Here is a 19,320-nt window from a genome sequence, read left to right on the forward strand (position 1 = left end):
CGTAACGATAAAGCAAACGATAATAATTATCAATTTAATTGTTAATAATTATGTCATTTGAACCAATCATAAAGAAAAAACAAAAAACCCTCTCGAATGAGAGGGTTAGAAGGGTCAGGTTCAGGCAGTCAGTGCCGGATAGCGGCATAAAGCCTATCCGGCCTATGACGAGAATACTACGTTACTTTTTAACGCGTTCCGGGAAGTGCATTTCGCTATAGCGCACGAAATGCGTACCTTTTATCAGCTTGTAGCCGAACCAGATAAGCAGGAACAGCGGAATACCGATATAGGTCGCCGCGACGCCGCCCCAGTCGATGGTATCTTTCAGGAACGCTTCATAGTTCTGCCCCAACGTAATAATCAGGCACAGTACAAAGGCGAAAATCGGCCCCAGCGGGAAGAACCCGGAACGGTACGGCAAATCATTCACATCATACCCTTGTATCACGTAACCGCGACGGAAGCGATAATGGCTAATGGCAATCCCCAGCCAGGCGATGAAGCCCGTCATACCGGAGGTGTTCAACAGCCACAGATAGACCGTCTGGTTGCCGAACATTGAGGTCAAAAAGCAAAGACCGGCAATCACGGTGGTGGCATAAAGCGCATTGCGCGGTACGCCGCCGCGGGACAATTTCGCAAAAATACGCGGGGCCTTACCGTCACAGGCCAGGGTGTAGAGCATACGGGTCGAGGCATACATCCCGGAGTTACCCGCAGACAGTACCGCCGTCAGGATAACCGCATTCATTATCGCCGCCGCAGACAACAAGCCCGCATGCTGGAACACTAAGGTAAACGGACTGACGCTAATGTCTTTGACGTCGTTACGCAGCAGGTTTGGATCGGTATAAGGAATGATCAGGCTGATAATCAAAATCGCGAAAACATAAAACAGCAGAATACGCCAGAACACCTGACGCACCGCGCGCGGAATATTCTTCTCCGGGTTTTCAGATTCCCCGGCGGCAATACCAATCAGCTCAGTTCCCTGGAAAGAGAAGCCCACGATCATCGCGACGCCAATCATTGCCGCAAAACCGCCAGCAAAAGGCGCATCGCCTGTCGTCCAGTTGCTCCAGCCGACCGGCTCGACACCTTTAAAGATACCGATAATCATCGCTACGCCAACGATGATGAAGATAATAACGGTCGCGACTTTAATTAACGAGAACCAGTACTCCGCCTCGCCAAAACCGCGTACAGAAATGTAGTTCAGCAAGAAAATGACGCAGAGGAATAGCGCGCTCCAGATCCAGCCCGGCGTGTCCGGGAACCACCAGCCCATCACCAATTGCGCGGCAACCAGGTCAACAGCGATAGTCACCGCCCAGTTGTACCAGTAGTTCCAGCCCAGCGCGAAACCAAAGCCTTCTTCCACATAGTTCTGACCATATGTCGCAAACGAGCCAGATACCGGCATATAGGCCGCCAGCTCGCCAAGACTGGTCATCAGGAAGTAGACCATCAAACCAATCAGAATATAAGAAAACAGCGCGCCGCCTGGCCCCGCCTGAGAAATTGTCGCACCAGATGCAACGAAAAGACCTGTCCCGATGGAGCCGCCAATGGCAATCATCGTCAGGTGACGCGCCTTTAATTCGCGACGTAGCGCGGGCGCTTCTGTGGTTTTAGTTTTGGAACCCATGTGAAAATGCTATCCATCCAAAAAATGAGGCGCGATTGTAACAGACGAAATACTATCCTTCCGACACAAATGCGCGGTTATAAGAGACCTTCATGACCGGCCACGGATTATAAGTAAAGCAGAGAATAACGTATACGTAAGCGGATACTAAAAATGGCGATGCCGCCCGGGCAGCCCTCCTCTTCACCTTTATTCACAGTAACTCAAAAAACGCTGCAACGCGTTAGAAAGATGTTTCTGCCGATGATGAACACGCCACAACGTGCGCACCAGGCGCGGTAACGGCACCGCGACTTCGCCCAGGGTTCCCGCCTGAAGTTGTTCAGCAATCACCCGGCGCGATAAACAGCTTATCCCCAGTCCATGACGCACCGCATGTTTGATCGCTTCTGAATTCCCCAACTCCATCGCCATATGAAAGCGCGGCAAATGCGACAACAGCAAATAATCGACAATTTCCCGCGTACCGGAACCGCGCTCGCGTAAAATCCATGGGGATGCCGCAAGCTGTTCCAGCGTCACCGGCCCCTGCGTCAGCGGCGAGGACGGCGCGGCAAAGACCACCAGCTCATCTTCCAGCCACGGCTCAGAAATAATCTCTGTACTGTGACATGGTCCTTCAATCAGGCCGATATCAACCCGAAAATCCAGCACCGCGTTAATCACGTCCTGGCTGTTTCCCACGCTGAGTTCCAGCGGTAAGGCCGGATAATGCTGGCGATAGCGGGCAATCATGGCGGGTAAAATGTAATTGCCGATGGTGCTACTGGCATAAACCCGTATCGCGCCGTTATCTTCACGAAATAGCTGCTCAATTTCTACCGCTTGCTCCAGCAACGCCAGCGCGCGCGGGTATAACAAGCGCCCATGTTCGTTGACCACCAGCCGTTTCCCCACCCGATCAAACAACTGTACGCCGAGCTGACCTTCCAGATCGGTGAGCGCGGCGCTAACGGCGGACTGCGATAATGACAGCATGACCGACGCCTGGGTTGTTGAACCGCTTTTCAGTACTTCAGCAAACACTTCAAGTTGTCGTAGCGTAATATGCATAGTCGTATCCCACCGATAGCGTTTCACTTACCACTTATAAAGATTAATTATAAATATATAATCAATTTTATTTTTAAACCAGATCACCGTAACCTTATTGTCCATATACAGGAGAAGGTTATGACAGAACTCACCTTGCAGAATCATCGTCGTACAATGTGGCATTTTATACCGGGGCTCGCTCTGAGCGCCGTCATTACAGGAGTCGCCCTGTGGGGCGGCGCTATCCCTGCCGTTGCAGGCGCGGGGTTCAGCGCCCTGACCCTGGCTATCCTGCTGGGTATGGTTATCGGGAATACCGTCTATCCACAAATATGGAAACAATGCGACGGCGGCGTGCTGTTTGCAAAACAACATCTGCTGCGTTTAGGGATTATCCTTTACGGCTTCCGCCTTACCTTTTCACAAATCGCCGACGTGGGCATTAGCGGCATTGTGATTGACGTATTAACGCTTTCCAGCACGTTCATGCTGGCCTGCTTCTTAGGCCAAAAAGTCTTTGGTCTGGACAGGCACACCAGCTGGCTGATTGGCGCCGGTAGCAGTATCTGCGGCGCGGCGGCGGTACTGGCGACAGAACCGGTGGTAAAAGCGGAAGCCAGTAAGGTTACTGTAGCCGTCGCGACTGTCGTTATTTTCGGCACCATCGCTATTTTCCTTTACCCGGCAATGTATCCGCTGCTGGCGCACTGGTTCAGCCCGGAAACTTACGGCATCTATATCGGCTCAACCATGCATGAAGTCGCGCAAGTGGTCGCAGCGGGTCATGCCGTTAGCCCGGATGCGGAAAATGCGGCAGTTATCGCTAAGATGCTGCGTGTCATGATGCTGGCGCCGTTCCTGATCATTCTGGCGGCACGCGTTAAACAGCTTTCACCGGCGACCGGCGCGGAAAAAAGCAAAATTACCATTCCGTGGTTTGCTATTTTCTTCATCGTAGTGGCGATCTTCAACTCTTTCCACCTGCTGCCGAAAGCCGTGGTGGATATGCTGGTGACGCTGGACACGGTGCTGCTGGCGATGGCAATGGCGGCGTTGGGTCTGACCACTCACGTTAGCGCATTGAAAAAAGCGGGGGCGAAACCGCTGCTGATGGCGCTGGCATTATTCGCCTGGCTGATTATTGGCGGTGGCGCCATTAACGTCCTAATCCATAGCCTTATCGCATAAATTATTACGTTTCACGCCTGTTAACCCGTTATCATAGCGTTCGTAATGAACCGTTAGCGGGTTTAACAGGAGTCTTTTATGAAATACATCGGAGCGCACGTCAGCGCTGCTGGCGGTCTGGCTAACGCCCCTGCCCGCGCGGCTGAAATTGGCGCAACGGCCTTTGCGCTTTTCACAAAAAACCAGCGTCAGTGGCGTGCCGCCCCCCTTACTCCCCAGGTCATTGATGACTTTAAAATCGCCTGTGAAAAGTATCATTTCTCGGCGGCGCAAATCCTTCCCCACGATAGTTACCTGATTAATCTGGGCCATCCGGTCAGTGAAGCGCTGGAAAAATCACGCGATGCCTTTCTCGATGAAATGCAGCGCTGTGAACAACTCGGCTTAACCTTGCTTAATTTTCATCCCGGTAGCCATCTGATGCAGATTGCACAGGAGGATTGCCTGGCGCGGATCGCGGAATCCATCAATATTGCCCTCGCGCAGACCGAGGGCGTTACGGCGGTTATCGAAAATACAGCCGGTCAGGGCAGTAATCTGGGGTTTGAGTTTGAACAGTTAGCCGCCATCATCGACGGCGTGGAAGATAAGTCGCGCGTTGGCGTCTGTATCGATACCTGCCATGCCTTTGCCGCCGGATACGATCTGTGTACGCCAGAGGCGTGCGAAAAAACATTCGCCGAATTCGGGAAAATTGTCGGATTTCAGTATTTGCGCGGAATGCACCTGAACGACGCCAAAAGCGCCTTCGGTAGCCGCGTTGACCGTCATCACAGCCTGGGTGAAGGCAATATCGGCCACGATGCGTTTCGTTGGATTATGCAGGATGGGCGTTTTGACGGTATTCCGCTGATACTGGAGACCATCAATCCTGATATCTGGGCGGAAGAGATTGCGTGGTTAAAAGCCCAGCAAATTGCCGAAGCGGTGGCCTGACGCTTAATGTTCTTCAGGCAATAAAAAAGGCAGAGCGCGCTCTGCCTTTTTTAGCGTGTTTCTCTTACGCCGCTTTTGCCGCGACTTCCGTCTCCGGACGTTTCAGGACGGCATAAGCCAGCCCTGCCACCAGCGTACCGGCCACAATTGCCAGCAGGTATCCCAATACCGGCGTAATTGCGCCTGGGATAAGCAGAACAAACAGACCGCCATGCGGCGCCATCAATTTTGCGCCTACCGCCATAGAAATGGCCCCGGTCAACGCGCCGCCAACGATACAGCACGGCAGTACACGCATCGGGTCGCGCGCCGCAAACGGAATAGCGCCTTCAGTGATAAAGCACAGCCCCAGCACCAACGCCGCTTTACCGCCTTCCTGCTGCGCTTTGTCGAACTTACGACGCGCCACCATCGTCGCCAGACCCAGCGCTAACGGCGGTACCATACCTGCGGCCATGATCGCCGCCATCGGCGCGTAAGTTTGCGTACTCAGCAGACCAACGCCAAACGCATACGCCGCTTTGTTCACCGGGCCGCCCATGTCGGTACACATCATCCCGCCGAGAATCGCGCCCAGCAGCACCGCGTTTGCCGTCCCCATGGTTTGCAACCAGTGGGTGAGCCCTTCCAGAATCCCGGCAACCGGTTTACCGATCAGGTAAATCATCGCCAGCCCCACCACCAGACTGGAAATTAACGGGATGATCAGGATTGGCTTCAGCGCTTCCATACTTTGCGGAAGTTTCAGTTTGGTACTGATAAGCTTCGCCATATACCCGGCAAGGAAGCCGGCAATGATCCCGCCGATAAAACCGGAACCGGTGCTAACCGCCAGCATACCGCCAATCAGACCTGGCGTAAGGCCAGGGCGATCCGCGATGGAGAAAGCGATATAACCCGCCAGTACCGGCACCATCAGCGCAAACGCCGAACCGCCGCCAATCTGCATCAGCGCCGCCGCCAGCGTGTCCGGCACCTTAAAGGCTTCAATACCAAAGGCGAAGGAAAGCGCAATACACAGTCCCCCGGCAACCACCATAGGCAGCATGTAAGAAACGCCCGTCAACAGATGCCGGTATGCGCCAGCGCTCTCTTTCTTCCCTTCGGTCGCCGCTTGCGATGCCTTACCCGCCGGTTGATACGGCGTTGCTTCCGCTACGGCTTTATCCAGCTCCTGCGCCGTCTTTTTCAGCGCCAGGCCGGTCGACGTGCGGTACATCGGGAGACCGGCAAACTTCGCCAGATCCACTTCGATATCCGCCGCCACAATCACTAAATCCGCTTCCGCCACCTCTTCCGGGGTGATGGCATTGCCGGCCCCCACGGAGCCGCGCGTTTCGACTTTTACCCACCAGCCGCGTTTTTTCGCTTCCGTTTCAATGGCTTCAGCCGCCATAAAAGTATGGGCGACGCCGGTCGGGCAGGCCGTTACCGCGACCACGCGTTTCGGACCGCCGCTCGCCGCAGGAGCAGCCGCAGCAGGGGCGCTGTAAGGGGTCGCATGGCTTTTGGCTTCACTCAGAAACAGTTCCGGATGCGCAACGGCGCGACCAATATCCCCCAGCCAAACCTTTTTGCCGTTCAGAGCATTGTCGTTCGGCAGAGATTCGCCCAACACGATCGCCAGCTCAGCATCATTCGGATTATCGATAATTTCCAGATTTGCTTTATGCGCCGCCGCTCCAAGCAGGGTTTTCGCCATGTAAGCGCGAGCCTGGCCGAGATTAGCGTCAATTATCAGCAGCGTTTTCATTATGCCTCTCCTGCTGTCAGTTAAACGGTTGTAAGTCGACACGCGCCATCATTGCGGCCAACTGAGGACGATCGGTAATACCCACATTGCTCTGGCTGACCGCCAGCGCGGCAACCGCCGTCGCCAGACGCAGCGTATGTTCGCTGGACTCGCGCATCAGCAGGCCGTAAATCAATCCGCCAACCATGGAATCGCCTGCGCCGACGGTACTTACCACGTCAACTGCCGGTGGTTTAGCGATCCATTCTCCTGAGGCGTTAACCCACAGCGCGCCTTCCGCCCCCAGCGAAATCACCACATGGGCGATACCCTGTTCGCGTAACGCGTGCGCCGCATCAATCACATCTTTCATTTCCGGGAGCTTACGACCCGCCCAAATTTCCAGTTCGCGGCGATTCGGTTTCACCAGCCACGGCGCAGCTTTAAGACCGGCGACTAACGCTTCACGGCTACTATCAAAGATAATGCATGGACACTGGCTGCGCAGACGCGTCATCCAGTCGGTGAACGCTTCCGGACTCACGCCAGCCGGTAAGCTACCGCTGACGCAGACCATATCGAACTGGCCCAGCCAGCTCAGGGAGTCGTTAACAAAGCGTTCCCAGTCTGCGGGGGTCACGTCAAAGCCGGAAAAGTTGAAGTCGGTCACTTCGCCATCTTTTTCCGTCAGCTTCACGTTGATGCGAGTCCGGCCCTGAACCACCTGAAAGCGGTTAGCGATACCCAGTTCGCTGAACAATTGCTGAAAACCGTCCTGGTTATCTTTACCGAGAAAACCGCCGACGGTGACGTCGATGCCTAAGTCTTTCAGCACCTTGGCAACGTTAATGCCTTTGCCCGCCGCGTGCAGACCCGTGGTTTTCACCAGGTTCACTTCGCCGCGTTCGATTTCAGGGCAAAACCCAACCAGATCATAAGCCGGATTAAGGGTAATGGTGGCGACACGCCTGCTCATTATGCGCCCTCCCCGAGACCGGCGGCGATCGCATCGCCAATCGCTTTCAGCGCCTGTTCAGCATCTTCACCCTGCGCGGTAAAGCGCAGACGATGGCCTTTCTTCACGCCTAATGCCACCACTTTCATCAGACTACGTCCGTTTGCCGGTTTGCCGGTTCCATCAAGGTTTGTCACGGTAATTTCACTGTTAAATTGTTTAATCGTATTCACCAGCATGGTGCCCGGACGGGCATGGAGACCATGCTCATTACGCACTACAAATTCCGCGCTCAGTACGTCATCCGTCAGCGCATCATCACTGGTCAGCAACGCCAACAGCGTCGCGGCGTCGGCGCTCAGCAGACGATCGGCTTTATTGTTCAGCAACAGGTCGCCGAGGCGTTTTAACACGGCAATCGGCTGCTCATCGTTCATCGCGACAGTGACTAATAAGGCTGCTTTTTCACCCTCTACGTCAAACGCCTGGGTCGCACGGCTTACCGCAACAGCGCTGCGCAAATTGCCTTCCGCGCTGTCGTTCAGCCAGATGCCTTGCCCCAGATTCATCGGACTATCGTTAATCGTTTTTGCGACGAACGCCGCATCAACCGCTCCCGCCTCTTTCAGACGCGCCGCATTTAGCGCCTGCAATGTGACCAGCGAGCTGGCGATGACATCCAGCGTCATCGTCTCGTTATCAAGTTTTAATTGTTCACTTTGCTTCTCGCCCATCAGCAATGCGCGCAGCTCTTCCGCCGTTGTCGCGGATTTCAGCTGTTCAGCCACGGAGTCATCGCTCAGCACATGCGTCAGCTGACGCAGCAGGCCAAGGTGTTCGTCCGAACTGGCGGCAATACCAATCGCCACGTAGGCGACCTGGCCTTCTCCCCAGGTAACGCCCTGCGGAAATTGAAAGACCTGGACGCCGGTTTTCAGCACCTGATCGCGCGTGTCTGTTGTGCCATGGGGAATCGCAATACCATTGCCAAGAAAGGTTGAGGTTTGCTGTTCGCGCGCCAGCATACCGTCAACATAGCCGCCCGCCACATTCCCCGCCTGCGCTAACGCGGCGGCGATTTGCCGAATGGCCTCTTCTTTATTTCCGGCCTGCTCGCCCGGATGAATGTCCTGAACCGATAACTGGAACATGTGTCTCCTCTCCTGCTGAATTGAAACGATTCAGCCACTATGAGAAAAAAAGCGCCAATCTGAGTTATCAAAAAAACCAGATCGCGCTGAAACGTTTCAAGAAGTCTGGATCTTTCTGCTTCAGCACGCAAGAAAAGTTACCGGTTTTGTAGCAATTTTTTGAGGTGAAGCACATTTTTTCTCCAACAGACCCTCAATAGCTGACGCATAAAAGGCTTCAGCTTTTTTCTTTCAGCTTGCGTCAGCACCCCCCTGGTAACAAACTGGAATGCTATTTTGATTTTTCGTGTCGATTTTGATTCAGACGCCTGTTTATTTTCTGACGGGCAGCGTAAACTCCGCCTCTCTTCACACCACTGATATAGAAACATGCACAACAGTCCCGCCGCCGCTGCGCCTAAATCGTTTGACCTGGCGTCTACCGCCTTTTTGATCGTCGCTTTTCTCACCGGTATTGCCGGTGCGCTACAGGCGCCGACGCTCAGTATTTTTCTGACGGATGAGGTTCACGCCCGTCCCGGCATGGTGGGATTCTTTTTTACCGGCAGCGCGGTTATCGGCATTATCGTGAGCCAGTTTCTGGCGGGTCGCTCAGATAAAAAAGGCGATCGCAAAAAACTGATCGTTTTCTGTTGCGTGCTGGGCATGTTGGCCTGCGTGCTGTTTGCCTGGAACCGCAACTACTTTATTTTGCTGTTTATCGGCGTCTTTCTCAGTAGCTTCGGCTCTACCGCCAACCCGCAGATGTTTGCGCTCGCCCGTGAACATGCCGATCGTACAGGTCGTGAAGCGGTGATGTTCAGCTCAATCCTCCGCGCCCAGGTCTCATTGGCCTGGGTCATTGGGCCGCCGCTGGCCTATGCGCTGGCGATGGGTTTTAGCTTTACGGTGATGTATTTGAGCGCGGCGGTAGCTTTTATCGTCTGCGGCGTCATAGTGTGGTTCTTTTTACCGTCAATGCGCAAAGATGCGCCGCTGGCGACCGGCACGCTGGAAGCACCGCGTCGTAATCGCCGCGATACGCTGTTGCTGTTTGTCATCTGTACGTTAATGTGGGGAACTAACAGCCTGTATATCATTAATATGCCGCTGTTTATCATCAATGAGCTGCATCTTCCGGAAAAACTTGCAGGCGTGATGATGGGCACCGCCGCCGGGCTGGAGATTCCCACAATGCTGATTGCAGGTTACTTCGCCAAACGGTTGGGAAAACGCCTGTTAATGTGCATCGCCGTTGTCGCCGGACTGTGCTTTTATGCGGGGATGTTGCTGGCGCACGCACCGGCGACGTTGCTCGGCTTGCAGTTGCTGAACGCGATTTACATCGGCATTCTTGGCGGGATTGGCATGCTCTATTTTCAGGATCTCATGCCAGGCCAGGCGGGTTCAGCCACCACGCTGTATACCAATACCATTCGCGTCGGCTGGATCATTGCCGGTTCGTTGGCGGGAATCGCCGCAGAAATCTGGAATTACCATGCGGTCTTCTGGTTTGCGTTAGTCATGATTGTCGCCACCATGTTCTGCCTGGCGCGTATTAAAGATGTTTAACTTGCAAGCCTGATACTTTTACTCTTCGACACATTTCAGCGCAGAGTTTATCTCTGCGCAATGTTCATGCACGGTCATTCATTGTCTTTTTCTCAATACGATATTCTGTTAGCGCCCTCCTACATAAAAGACCGGTTATTGAGAAAATTACGCCCATCAGCCCGCAAAGGACCAGCACCAGCCGCATCTTATATTTTGGTGTAACAGCAACATCTATCACTTCAATGTTAGCATTATTTTTAACCGCCTCCGACAACAATGATAGCTTTGCATATGTTTCCGTTTGTAACATATTTTTATGCACGCTATAACGTTTAATGTCACCGTCATCGATATACCATGCTGCCATTTTATCGACACTATTTTTCAGGGTGGAAATAATATTATTGACACTTTCTTCCCTCCCCTGCGCCTTAAAAATGACAAGCTGTTTTTTCGCGTCAAAACTTATTTTATTTTTATATTCCGTAGGCAAGAAACGGCTAAACTGGTTAAGGATAACCGTTGTTTTACATTGAATATCATTAGTATAGCCACATAACGCATAGGTAGCAGGCGTATCCAGATTAGGTTTGATTGTCATACTCACAACCTTTGTATCATGCTGCACGCTCACAAAAACATAGCCAATGGCAACAAAAATAAAGGTAGCGATCATGATACTTAGCCATTTTCTTATAAGGAATAAGGAAACGTCGACTAAATCAATTTCACTATTTTCTCCCCGCATTTCACATCCCTTTTAAAACGCTAATAGTCAACCCGAATACTGAAATAACAAAAAGCAACACCAGCGTAAAAATAAACGCCCTGGCTGCGAACGTATATTTCTTCATAAGATAAAACCCACACATAAGAATTCGAGTATTTTAAAGGAAAATAACAATACATTCACACTGGTTATATCGATCGGTAAATACATCAATGATAGATATAAACTATCAAATTCATGATATCGATCGTTACAAATAATTAAAATCGATCAAAATTCCTCTTTTTAATAGATAAAAACTATCATATAAATAAAATTGATCGTTTTTGTTTTATGTGACGGTTCATTCGGTACACGTTCAGGCACCAACGGGGTTGAGCGGCGACATCTACCGCTTCAGAAGCCACGAAATAAGGGAATCATGTATTACGCTATTTAATGGTAAAAGGAGGTAATTTGAGGCGCAGCTTTTGCAGACTATTTCGGGATATAACGTAAGCCCCTGCACGTTTATCAAAAACGGCTTAGCTCATGGTAAGGTTTTCTGTTCGAGTTCCAGCAAATAAATAATGGCCTCTTCCCGGGTCGTTAAACACATGTCCCCTGTCGGTTGCAAACCAGAGCACACTTTTGGGCGTAAAGGCGAGCCAAAGATAAGGCACAAGTTATCTTCCGAAAGCTGCACGCATCTGGTATTCATCGGCTTGCCATACGGCATTCCGGGTATCGGCGACGAAATTGAAGGCGCAATACAGCAAGCGCCACAACCGCTACGACAGTCCATGCTCAGCCCTCTATTTATAACCAAATGAAAGATAACAGAATTTGTCCAAAGAAAAATCCAGATTTAAAATGTGGACGTCATCATGATCAGGCCTGCCCTCAGACATTCCGAAGACAAGGCTGGAAACAGAAGGGACAACACAGCACACTTCCCCCCTCCGGGCGACATGCCATCGCGTATTCTCGTTGAACGCGGAGCGGAAAGCGGGCGAACAGTATCACCTTTTTTGCACCAGCAAAAGTGACAATTCCACTTGCCTGGACGGCCCGGCGCGAGTAGTTTTACGCGATATTTTAGATAATCTCTACAACAGGATCTCCTCGATGCCAAGAGCGAACGAAATCAAAAAAGGTATGGTACTGAACTACAACGGCAAATTGCTGATTGTGAAAGATATCGACATTCAGTCGCCTACCGCCCGTGGCGCCGCCACACTGTATAAAATGCGTTTTTCCGATGTCCGCACCGGTCTGAAAGTGGAAGAACGTTTCAAAGGCGACGATATCGTTGATACCGTCACCCTGAGCCGTCGCGGCGTTGACTTTTCTTATGTCGATGGCAACGAATATGTGTTCATGGATAAAGAAGACTATACGCCGTATACCTTCACCAAAGATCAGATTGAAGAAGAGTTGCTGTTTATGCCTGAAGGCGGAATGCCGGATATGCAGGTTCTGACCTGGGACGGCCAACTGCTGGCGCTAGAGCTTCCGCAGACCGTGGATCTGGAAATCGTCGAAACCGCGCCGGGTATTAAAGGGGCGTCCGCCAGCGCACGTAACAAACCCGCGACATTAAGCACCGGTCTGGTGATTCAGGTTCCCGAATACCTGAGCGCAGGTGAGAAAATCCGCATTCATATCGAAGAGCGCCGTTATATGGGGCGCGCGGATTAAGTTTCGCATTTTTCGGCTGCGCCCCAGGGCGCAGTCTGACCCTTTTCTTTATTGATTGTTCTGCACCAGGCAAGAGAAACGTTAAAAATTTAACATTTTCTGCTCTTAAGATGGCAGAAGCACGACTTCGTCAACTCAGCGCTTCTCTTTTTCACGTTTATTCGCCAGGATTATTAAAAGTTGTTATGTTGTATCAATATTCTGGAGCTGACGTGACCAAAACCAATCTTATTACTGGATTTCTCGGTAGCGGAAAAACCACCTCTATCCTTCATTTATTAGCCCATAAAGATCCGGCTGAAAAGTGGGCCGTCCTGGTCAATGAATTTGGCGAAGTGGGTATTGACGGCGCGCTGCTTGCCGACAGCGGCGCACTGCTAAAAGAGATCCCCGGCGGCTGCATGTGCTGCGTCAACGGATTGCCTATGCAGGTGGGGCTCAACACACTGCTACGCCAGGGCAAACCTGATCGGTTGCTGATTGAACCAACCGGACTGGGGCACCCAAAACAGATTCTGGATTTATTAACTGCGCCGGTTTATGAGCCGTGGATTGATTTACGCGCTACGCTCTGCATCCTTGACCCTCGCCTGCTACTGGACCAACAGAGCGTCGCCAATGAAAATTTCCGCGATCAGCTCGCCTCAGCCGATATTATCATCGCCAATAAGACCGATCGCGCCACGGCACAAAGCGATGCCGCCCTGCAACAGTGGTGGCGACAGTACGGCGGCGATCGTCAACTGATTCATGCCGAACATGGACAGATAGACGGTAAGCTTCTGGATTTACCGCGACAAAATCTGGCGGAACTGCCGGCCAGCGCCGCGCATTCTCACACTCATGCCAGTAAAAAAGGACTCGCCGCGCTAAATCTGCCCGCCCAGCAGCGCTGGCGACGCAGCCTTAATAGCGGACAGGGTCATCAGGCCTGCGGCTGGATTTTCGATGCCGATACCGTGTTTGACACCATTGGCCTCCTCGAATGGGCGCGTCTGGCGCCGGTGGGCCGGGTGAAAGGCGTTATGCGCATACAAGAGGGGCTGGTACGCATCAATCGCCAGGGCGATGACCTGCACATCGAAACACAGAGTGTCGCGCCGCCGGACAGCCGGGTTGAACTTATCTCAAACACAGAAACCGACTGGAATACGTTACAGACGGCCTTGTTGAAGCTTCGTTTAGCGACGCACGCGTAAGGTTGCCACCGTTTAAAAACTATGGCGAAATGACGATGAAAACCCGCTATTCCTTGATAATTCTGCTTAATGCCGCCGGTCTGGCGCTGTTTTTGTCATGGTATCTTCCCGTCAATCACGGTTTCTGGTTCACCATTGATTCCGGCATATTCCACTTCTTTAACCAGAAACTGGTGGAAAGCCACGCGTTCCTCTGGTGGGTCGCTATTACCAATAATCGGGCGTTTGACGGCTGTTCGCTGCTGGCGATGGGCGGACTGATGCTCAGTTTCTGGCTAAAAGAAAACGCATCGGGCCGGCGGCGCATTGTGATAATCGGATTGGTCATGCTGCTAACAGCGGTGGTGCTTAACCAACTCGGTCAGGCGCTGATCCCCGTCAAGCGCGCCAGCCCAACGCTCTCTTTTGAGCATATTTATCGCGTCAGCGAGTTGCTGCACATCCCGACAAAAGACGCGTCAAAAGACAGTTTCCCAGGCGATCACGGTATGATGCTGCTGATATTTTCCGCCTTTATGCTGCGTTATTTCGGCAAAACGGCGGGGATTATCGCCCTTATTATATTTGTGGTTTTCGCGTTTCCGCGCGTTATGATTGGCGCTCACTGGTTCACCGATATTGTGGTCGGGTCGCTCACGGTTATTTTGATTGGCCTCCCCTGGTGGCTGATGACCCCGCTCAGCGACCGGGCGATAGCGCTTTTTGAGAATTATCTCCCGGGCGGAAATAAACAAATTTTAAACAAATAACCCATGTAATTAACATTACCTTCAGCGATAGTTTTACATCGTTGAAGGTAATTTATGATGATATTCCCCCAGCCCATCATTTTTCGGTCATATTATTCCTCTGCAAAATGAACAGATTGCACGATTTTTAAACGATTTGCGCTTAATTTGACCCGTACTGAAAGTTCACTTTTCGTATCATAAATTCTTATAAAAAATCACGCGAAATCGCTCGCAATGACAGCAACAATCGGGTAATCTCAAACTCGTTTTGCCTCGCCAGATAATTATTCTCATTGCGAATAAATTTGTGCGTTCCGCCACAGATTTGTGCACAAAGAATTGTCTCAAGCTGTGCAGGTAATTAGTCTCATCACGTTTGGCATTTTTATAACGATATTTATCGTTAAGGACTTCAAGGGAAAACAAACAACATGGTCAAATCTCAACCGATTTTGAGATATATTTTGCGCGGGATTCCTGCGATTGCAGTTGCGGTTCTGCTTTCTGCTTGTAGCACAACCACCAATACCGCAAAGAATATGCATTCTGAGACGCATGCTGTGGGCAATAGCGATAGCTCTTCACTGCAAGCCTCTCAGGATGAATTTGAAAATATGGTGCGTAACCTCGACGTTAAGTCGCGGATTATGGATCAGTATGCTGACTGGAAAGGCGTGCGTTACCGCCTGGGCGGCAGCACTAAGAAAGGCGTCGACTGTTCCAGCTTTGTACAGCGCACCTTCCGTGAACAGTTTGGTTTAGAGCTTCCGCGTTCAACCTATGAACAGCAGGAAATGGGCAAAGCGGTTTCACGCAATAACCTGCGTACGGGCGATCTGGTTCTGTTCCGCGCCGGTTCCACTGGTCGTCATGTCGGTATTTATATCGGCAATAACCAGTTTGTCCATGCGTCTACCAGTAGCGGCGTCATTATCTCCAGTATGAACGAACCGTACTGGAAAAAACGCTACAATGAAGCGCGTCGAGTTCTGAGCCGCAGTTAATCTTCATCAGGCAGCACCTCCCTTGGCTTACCTGATGAGACGGCATAAAAAGCACTGCTTCGGCAGTGCTTTTGCTTATTATCCCTTCTGAACCCGTTTTACCGAATAGCGACGTGTCGCCTCTTATCCAGCCTACAACACACGAACATAGGCCTGATAAACATAGCGCCATCAGACATTCAGGTCGTTTCCGCCAACGACTACTGCGACAATACGCTTTCCTGCGCATCACAGAAAAGCATGACTATCCGGGGTAATCCAGGCTATAGTCTTATAAATCAACCAGTTTAACCGGCATCCGCCTTTTCAGGTCACACCAGGAATTATGCTAACACGCGACTCCTCTTCCGGTCGGAAAATCCTGCTTACCTGTATCATTACGGGGATGGCGGCAGCATTACTTATTGGTAGCCTGCAATTTTTCCTGTCGTGGCATAAACGGGATGTTAAATACAATACGCTCCTTTCTGATGTACAACATTACCTGGCCAGCTATTTCGCCGACCTGAAAGCCACCACCGATATTCTTCAACCGTTGACGATCAACACCTGTCAGCAGGTTGGCGCAGAACTCACCTCAAGAGCCGCTTTTAGCCTTAATGTCCGCGCCTTCTTATTGATTAAAGATAAAAAAGTGTTCTGCTCTTCCGCCACTGGCGCCATGAATATGCCGCTTCAGCAATTGGTGCCGGATATAGATATCCGCAAAGACGTTGCTATGGCGATTCTGCCCGGCACGCCAATGATGCCCAACAAACCGACAATGGTGATTTGGTATCGAAACCCATTACTAAATGACAGCGGCGTATTCACATCGCTGAATATTAACCTGACGCCCTACTTACTCTATACCACGCGCCAGGACGATTTTAACGGCATCGCGCTGATTGTCGGCAATACCGCGCTGTCGACCTTTTCTTCGCGTCTGCTGGCCGTCGCGGAGCTGCCGGGCACGCCATCACGACAGACAACTATCAACGGCCTGCCGCTTAAAATACAGCTTTATGCCGATAGCTGGACCTACAATGACTTGTGGTATGCGTTGATGCTGGGCTGCATTAGCGGCATCGTAGCAGGGTTTATCTGTTACTTTATCTATGCCCTCCGGACGCGACCGGGCAAAGAGATTTTAACGGCGATCAAACACGAGCAGTTTTATGTGGTTTATCAGCCCGTCGTCGATACTCGTACGCTAAGCGTCACCGGGCTTGAAGTCTTACTGCGCTGGCGTCACCCTACGGCAGGAGAGATTCCGCCGGATGCCTTTATCCACTATGCCGAAGCGCAGCAACTTATCGTACCGTTAACGCAGCATCTGTTCGAGCTGATCGCCCGCGATGCACCCACGCTACAGAAGGTGATGCCCGTCGGTGCCAAATTTGGCATTAACATCGCGCCGGAACATCTGCACAGCGACAGTTTTAAAGAGGATATGCACCGGCTCAGGGACGCCCTGCCCGCGCACCATTTTCATATCGTGCTGGAAATCACTGAACGCGATATGCTCCAGCAGTATGAAGCGGCCAAACTGTTCGAATGGCTGCATTCCGCCGGGTTTGAAATCGCTATAGATGATTTCGGTACAGGCCATAGCGCCCTGATTTATCTGGAGCGATTTACTTTAGATTATCTGAAAATCGATCGCGGCTTTATCCAGGCGATCGGCACGGAAACCGTCACGTCTCCGGTTCTGGATACCGTGCTGACGCTCTCCAGACGCCTGAATATGCTGACGGTGGCCGAGGGCGTTGAAACGCCGGAGCAGGCCCGTTGGCTACGCGATCACGGTGTTAATTACTTGCAGGGGTACTGGATTAGCCGTCCTTTACCCCTTAAAGATTTCGTGCTGTGGATGTCGGCGCCTTCCGTGCCTGAATGGTAGCCCCCTTACGGTTTTAACGGATTCACATCAGACGCAACGTCACTTATTATTCAGCGAAACGCCTGCCGGTTTGCAGCGGGCAATACGATAAGGAAACCGCCTTCAGATGATTGCGCGCGTAATGCTTCTGCTTGTCGCACTGGTTAGCGCTGGCGCCCAGGCCCAGGAAATCAAAGAAAGCTACGCTTTCGCCGTACTCGGCGAACCTAAGTATGCTTTTAACTTTGATCACTTTGATTATGTGAATCCTGCTGCGCCGAAAGGCGGTCAGATGACGCTTTCCGCCATTGGTACGTTCGATAATTTCAATCGCTATTCGCTGCGCGGCAATCCCGGCGTACGTACCGAAGCCCTTTACGATACGCTTTTTACCACCTCGGATGATGAGCCCGGAAGCTATTACCCGCTGATTGCCGACCATGCCCGCTATGCCGCCGACTATTCCTGGGTGGAAATCTCGATTAACCCCCGCGCTCGTTTTCACGATGGCACGCCCATTACCGCCCGCGATGTGGCTTTTACCTTTCATAAGTTCATGACCGAAGGCGTACCACAGTTCCGTCTGGTCTATAAAGGTACTACCGTGAAGGCGATTGCGCCTTTAACCGTGCGAATTGAGCTGGCGAAGCCTGGTAAAGAAGACATGCTTAGTCTGTTTTCACTACCGATCATGCCCGAAAAATTCTGGAAAAATCACAAACTCAGCGATCCACTTTCAACGCCGCCCTTAGCCAGCGGGCCATACCGGATTACTCAGTGGAAAATGGGCCAGTACATTGTCTATTCACGCGTCAAAAACTACTGGGCGGCTAATCTGCCGGTCAATCGTGGACGTTTTAACCTCGACACTATCCGCTACGATTACTACCTTGATGACAATGTCGCTTTCGAGGCGTTTAAAGCGGGCGCATTTGATCTACGGCTGGAAAACGACGCTAAAAACTGGGCAACGCGCTATATCGGTAAAAATTTCGATAATCATTACATCATTAAAGAAGAGCAGAAAAACGAGTCGGCGCAGGACACACGCTGGCTGGCCTTTAATATTCAGCGCCCGGTATTTAAAGACCGGCGGGTACGTGAAGCTGTCACCCTGGCCTTCGATTTTGAGTGGATGAATAAAGCGCTGTTCTATAATGCCTGGAGCCGAACCAACAGTTACTTCCAGAATACCGAGTACGCCGCCAGAAATTACCCTGACGCCGATGAGCTGGTATTACTCGCGCCGATGAAAAAAGATCTTCCTCCTGAAGTCTTCACCCAGATCTATCAGCCGCCGGTCTCTAACGGCGACGGCTACGATCGCGAAAATCTTCTTAAAGCTGACGCCTTGTTAACGCAGGCCGGATGGGTGATCAACGGACAGCAACGGGTCAATAGCGTCACCGGTAAGCCCCTGACGTTTGAACTTCTCCTTCCTGCCAGCAGTAATAGCCAGTGGGTTCTGCCCTTCCAGCATAATCTTCAGCGTCTGGGCATTACGATGACTATCCGTCAGGTTGATAATTCTCAACTCACCAACCGGATGCGTAGCCGCGACTATGACATGATGCCGAGGCTATGGCGGGCGATGCCCTGGCCCAGCTCCGATCTACAAATCTCATGGGCATCGGAATACATTGACTCCAGTTATAACGCTCCCGGCGTACAAAGCCCGGTGGTGGATAAGCTGATCGCGCAAATTATCGCAGCGCAGGGTGATAAAGCGAAACTGGTGCCGCTGGGACGGGCGCTGGATCGCGTGCTGACCTGGAACTATTACATGCTGCCGATGTGGTATATGGCGCAAGACAGGCTCGCCTGGTGGGATAAATTCTCCCATCCGGCGATTCGCCCGGTATATACCATCGGGTTAGATACCTGGTGGTATGATGTCAACAAAGCCGCCAAGCTACCGGCAGCCAGGAGGTAGT

Annotated in this window: 17 protein-coding genes; 9 read left to right on the forward strand and 8 right to left on the reverse strand. The window is 51.7% G+C overall.

Annotated features, from left to right (window positions below; translation table 11 throughout):
• Nucleotides 1–181: 181 nt before the first annotated feature.
• Together lysP and yieE are read right to left on the reverse strand one after the other, a co-directional pair.
• Nucleotides 182–1,651, reverse strand: coding sequence for a lysine-specific permease (gene lysP / locus NA330_RS15370; RefSeq protein ID WP_000534999.1), 1,470 nt, complete (start codon nt 1,649–1,651; stop codon nt 182–184).
• 189 nt (nt 1,652–1,840) lie between these two features.
• Nucleotides 1,841–2,704 carry a DNA-binding transcriptional regulator YeiE gene (gene yieE / locus NA330_RS15375; protein WP_000548316.1) on the reverse strand — a complete coding sequence of 288 codons (864 nt, stop codon included), beginning with the start codon at nt 2,702–2,704 and terminating at the stop codon, nt 1,841–1,843.
• 120 nt (nt 2,705–2,824) lie between these two features.
• On the opposite strand from yieE, the gene NA330_RS15380 reads away from it, so the two are divergent.
• Entirely contained in the window at nt 2,825–3,874 is a 1,050-nt protein-coding gene (locus NA330_RS15380) for a YeiH family protein (RefSeq protein WP_000137966.1), read from the forward strand.
• Between the two features lie 78 nt (nt 3,875–3,952).
• Nucleotides 3,953–4,810, forward strand: coding sequence for a deoxyribonuclease IV (nfo, locus tag NA330_RS15385; RefSeq protein WP_052894969.1), 858 nt, complete (start codon nt 3,953–3,955; stop codon nt 4,808–4,810).
• Between the two features lie 64 nt (nt 4,811–4,874).
• Here the strand turns inward: nfo and fruA are convergent, their stop codons facing one another.
• Genes fruA through fruB form a run of 3 tightly spaced genes read right to left on the reverse strand, consistent with a single transcriptional unit; the run spans nt 4,875 to nt 8,648 of the window.
• Nucleotides 4,875–6,563 carry a PTS fructose transporter subunit IIBC gene (gene fruA, locus NA330_RS15390; protein WP_000854408.1) on the reverse strand — a complete coding sequence of 563 codons (1,689 nt, stop codon included), beginning with the start codon at nt 6,561–6,563 and terminating at the stop codon, nt 4,875–4,877.
• 16 nt (nt 6,564–6,579) lie between these two features.
• The gene (gene fruK, locus NA330_RS15395) at nt 6,580–7,518 is read right to left on the reverse strand and encodes a 1-phosphofructokinase (RefSeq protein ID WP_000091249.1); all 939 of its coding nucleotides are present in this window, start codon (nt 7,516–7,518) and stop codon (nt 6,580–6,582) included.
• Entirely contained in the window at nt 7,518–8,648 is a 1,131-nt protein-coding gene (fruB, locus tag NA330_RS15400) for a fused PTS fructose transporter subunit IIA/HPr protein (protein ID WP_000487287.1), read from the reverse strand. The genes fruK and fruB overlap by 1 nt, the downstream gene beginning before the upstream one ends.
• A gap of 369 nt (nt 8,649–9,017) precedes the next feature.
• On the opposite strand from fruB, the gene setB reads away from it, so the two are divergent.
• Nucleotides 9,018–10,199 carry a sugar efflux transporter SetB gene (gene setB / locus NA330_RS15405; RefSeq protein WP_000551926.1) on the forward strand — a complete coding sequence of 394 codons (1,182 nt, stop codon included), beginning with the start codon at nt 9,018–9,020 and terminating at the stop codon, nt 10,197–10,199.
• A 64-nt stretch (nt 10,200–10,263) separates the two neighbouring features.
• Here the strand turns inward: setB and NA330_RS15410 are convergent, their stop codons facing one another.
• The 3 genes from NA330_RS15410 to NA330_RS15420 form a co-directional block, all read right to left on the reverse strand.
• A complete protein-coding gene (locus NA330_RS15410) occupies nt 10,264–10,929 on the reverse strand; it encodes a GNVR domain-containing protein (protein WP_023225916.1) in 666 nt (221 codons plus the stop codon).
• A 1-nt stretch (nt 10,930) separates the two neighbouring features.
• A complete protein-coding gene (locus NA330_RS15415) occupies nt 10,931–11,053 on the reverse strand; it encodes a membrane protein (protein ID WP_001519564.1) in 123 nt (40 codons plus the stop codon).
• Between the two features lie 387 nt (nt 11,054–11,440).
• Nucleotides 11,441–11,695 (reverse strand): YkgJ family cysteine cluster protein, encoded by a 255-nt coding sequence (locus NA330_RS15420; protein ID WP_010989043.1) that lies wholly within the window; start codon nt 11,693–11,695, stop codon nt 11,441–11,443.
• A 323-nt stretch (nt 11,696–12,018) separates the two neighbouring features.
• Between NA330_RS15420 and yeiP the strand changes: the two genes are divergently transcribed.
• The 6 genes from yeiP (at nt 12,019) to NA330_RS15450 (ending at nt 19,319) form a co-directional block, all read left to right on the forward strand.
• On the forward strand, nt 12,019–12,591 hold the full coding sequence (gene yeiP, locus NA330_RS15425) for an elongation factor P-like protein YeiP (protein WP_001136822.1): 573 nt from the start codon (nt 12,019–12,021) through the stop codon (nt 12,589–12,591).
• Nucleotides 12,592–12,803: 212 nt separating this feature from the next.
• Nucleotides 12,804–13,790, forward strand: a complete 987-nt coding sequence (locus NA330_RS15430) for a CobW family GTP-binding protein (protein ID WP_000169350.1) — start codon at nt 12,804–12,806, stop codon at nt 13,788–13,790.
• A gap of 29 nt (nt 13,791–13,819) precedes the next feature.
• Nucleotides 13,820–14,539: a phosphatase PAP2 family protein gene (locus NA330_RS15435; protein WP_000178095.1), complete on the forward strand. Its 720-nt coding sequence runs from the start codon at nt 13,820–13,822 to the stop codon at nt 14,537–14,539.
• 413 nt (nt 14,540–14,952) lie between these two features.
• A complete protein-coding gene (mepS, locus tag NA330_RS15440) occupies nt 14,953–15,525 on the forward strand; it encodes a bifunctional murein DD-endopeptidase/murein LD-carboxypeptidase (protein ID WP_000241015.1) in 573 nt (190 codons plus the stop codon).
• A gap of 325 nt (nt 15,526–15,850) precedes the next feature.
• Entirely contained in the window at nt 15,851–17,407 is a 1,557-nt protein-coding gene (locus NA330_RS15445) for a cyclic di-GMP phosphodiesterase (protein ID WP_023242102.1), read from the forward strand.
• A 106-nt stretch (nt 17,408–17,513) separates the two neighbouring features.
• Nucleotides 17,514–19,319 carry an extracellular solute-binding protein gene (locus NA330_RS15450; protein WP_000561742.1) on the forward strand — a complete coding sequence of 602 codons (1,806 nt, stop codon included), beginning with the start codon at nt 17,514–17,516 and terminating at the stop codon, nt 19,317–19,319.
• Nucleotide 19,320 lies beyond the last annotated feature (1 nt).

It is taken from the genome of Salmonella sp. NW722, assembly GCF_051702785.1.
GTDB lineage: Bacteria > Pseudomonadota > Gammaproteobacteria > Enterobacterales > Enterobacteriaceae > Salmonella > Salmonella enterica.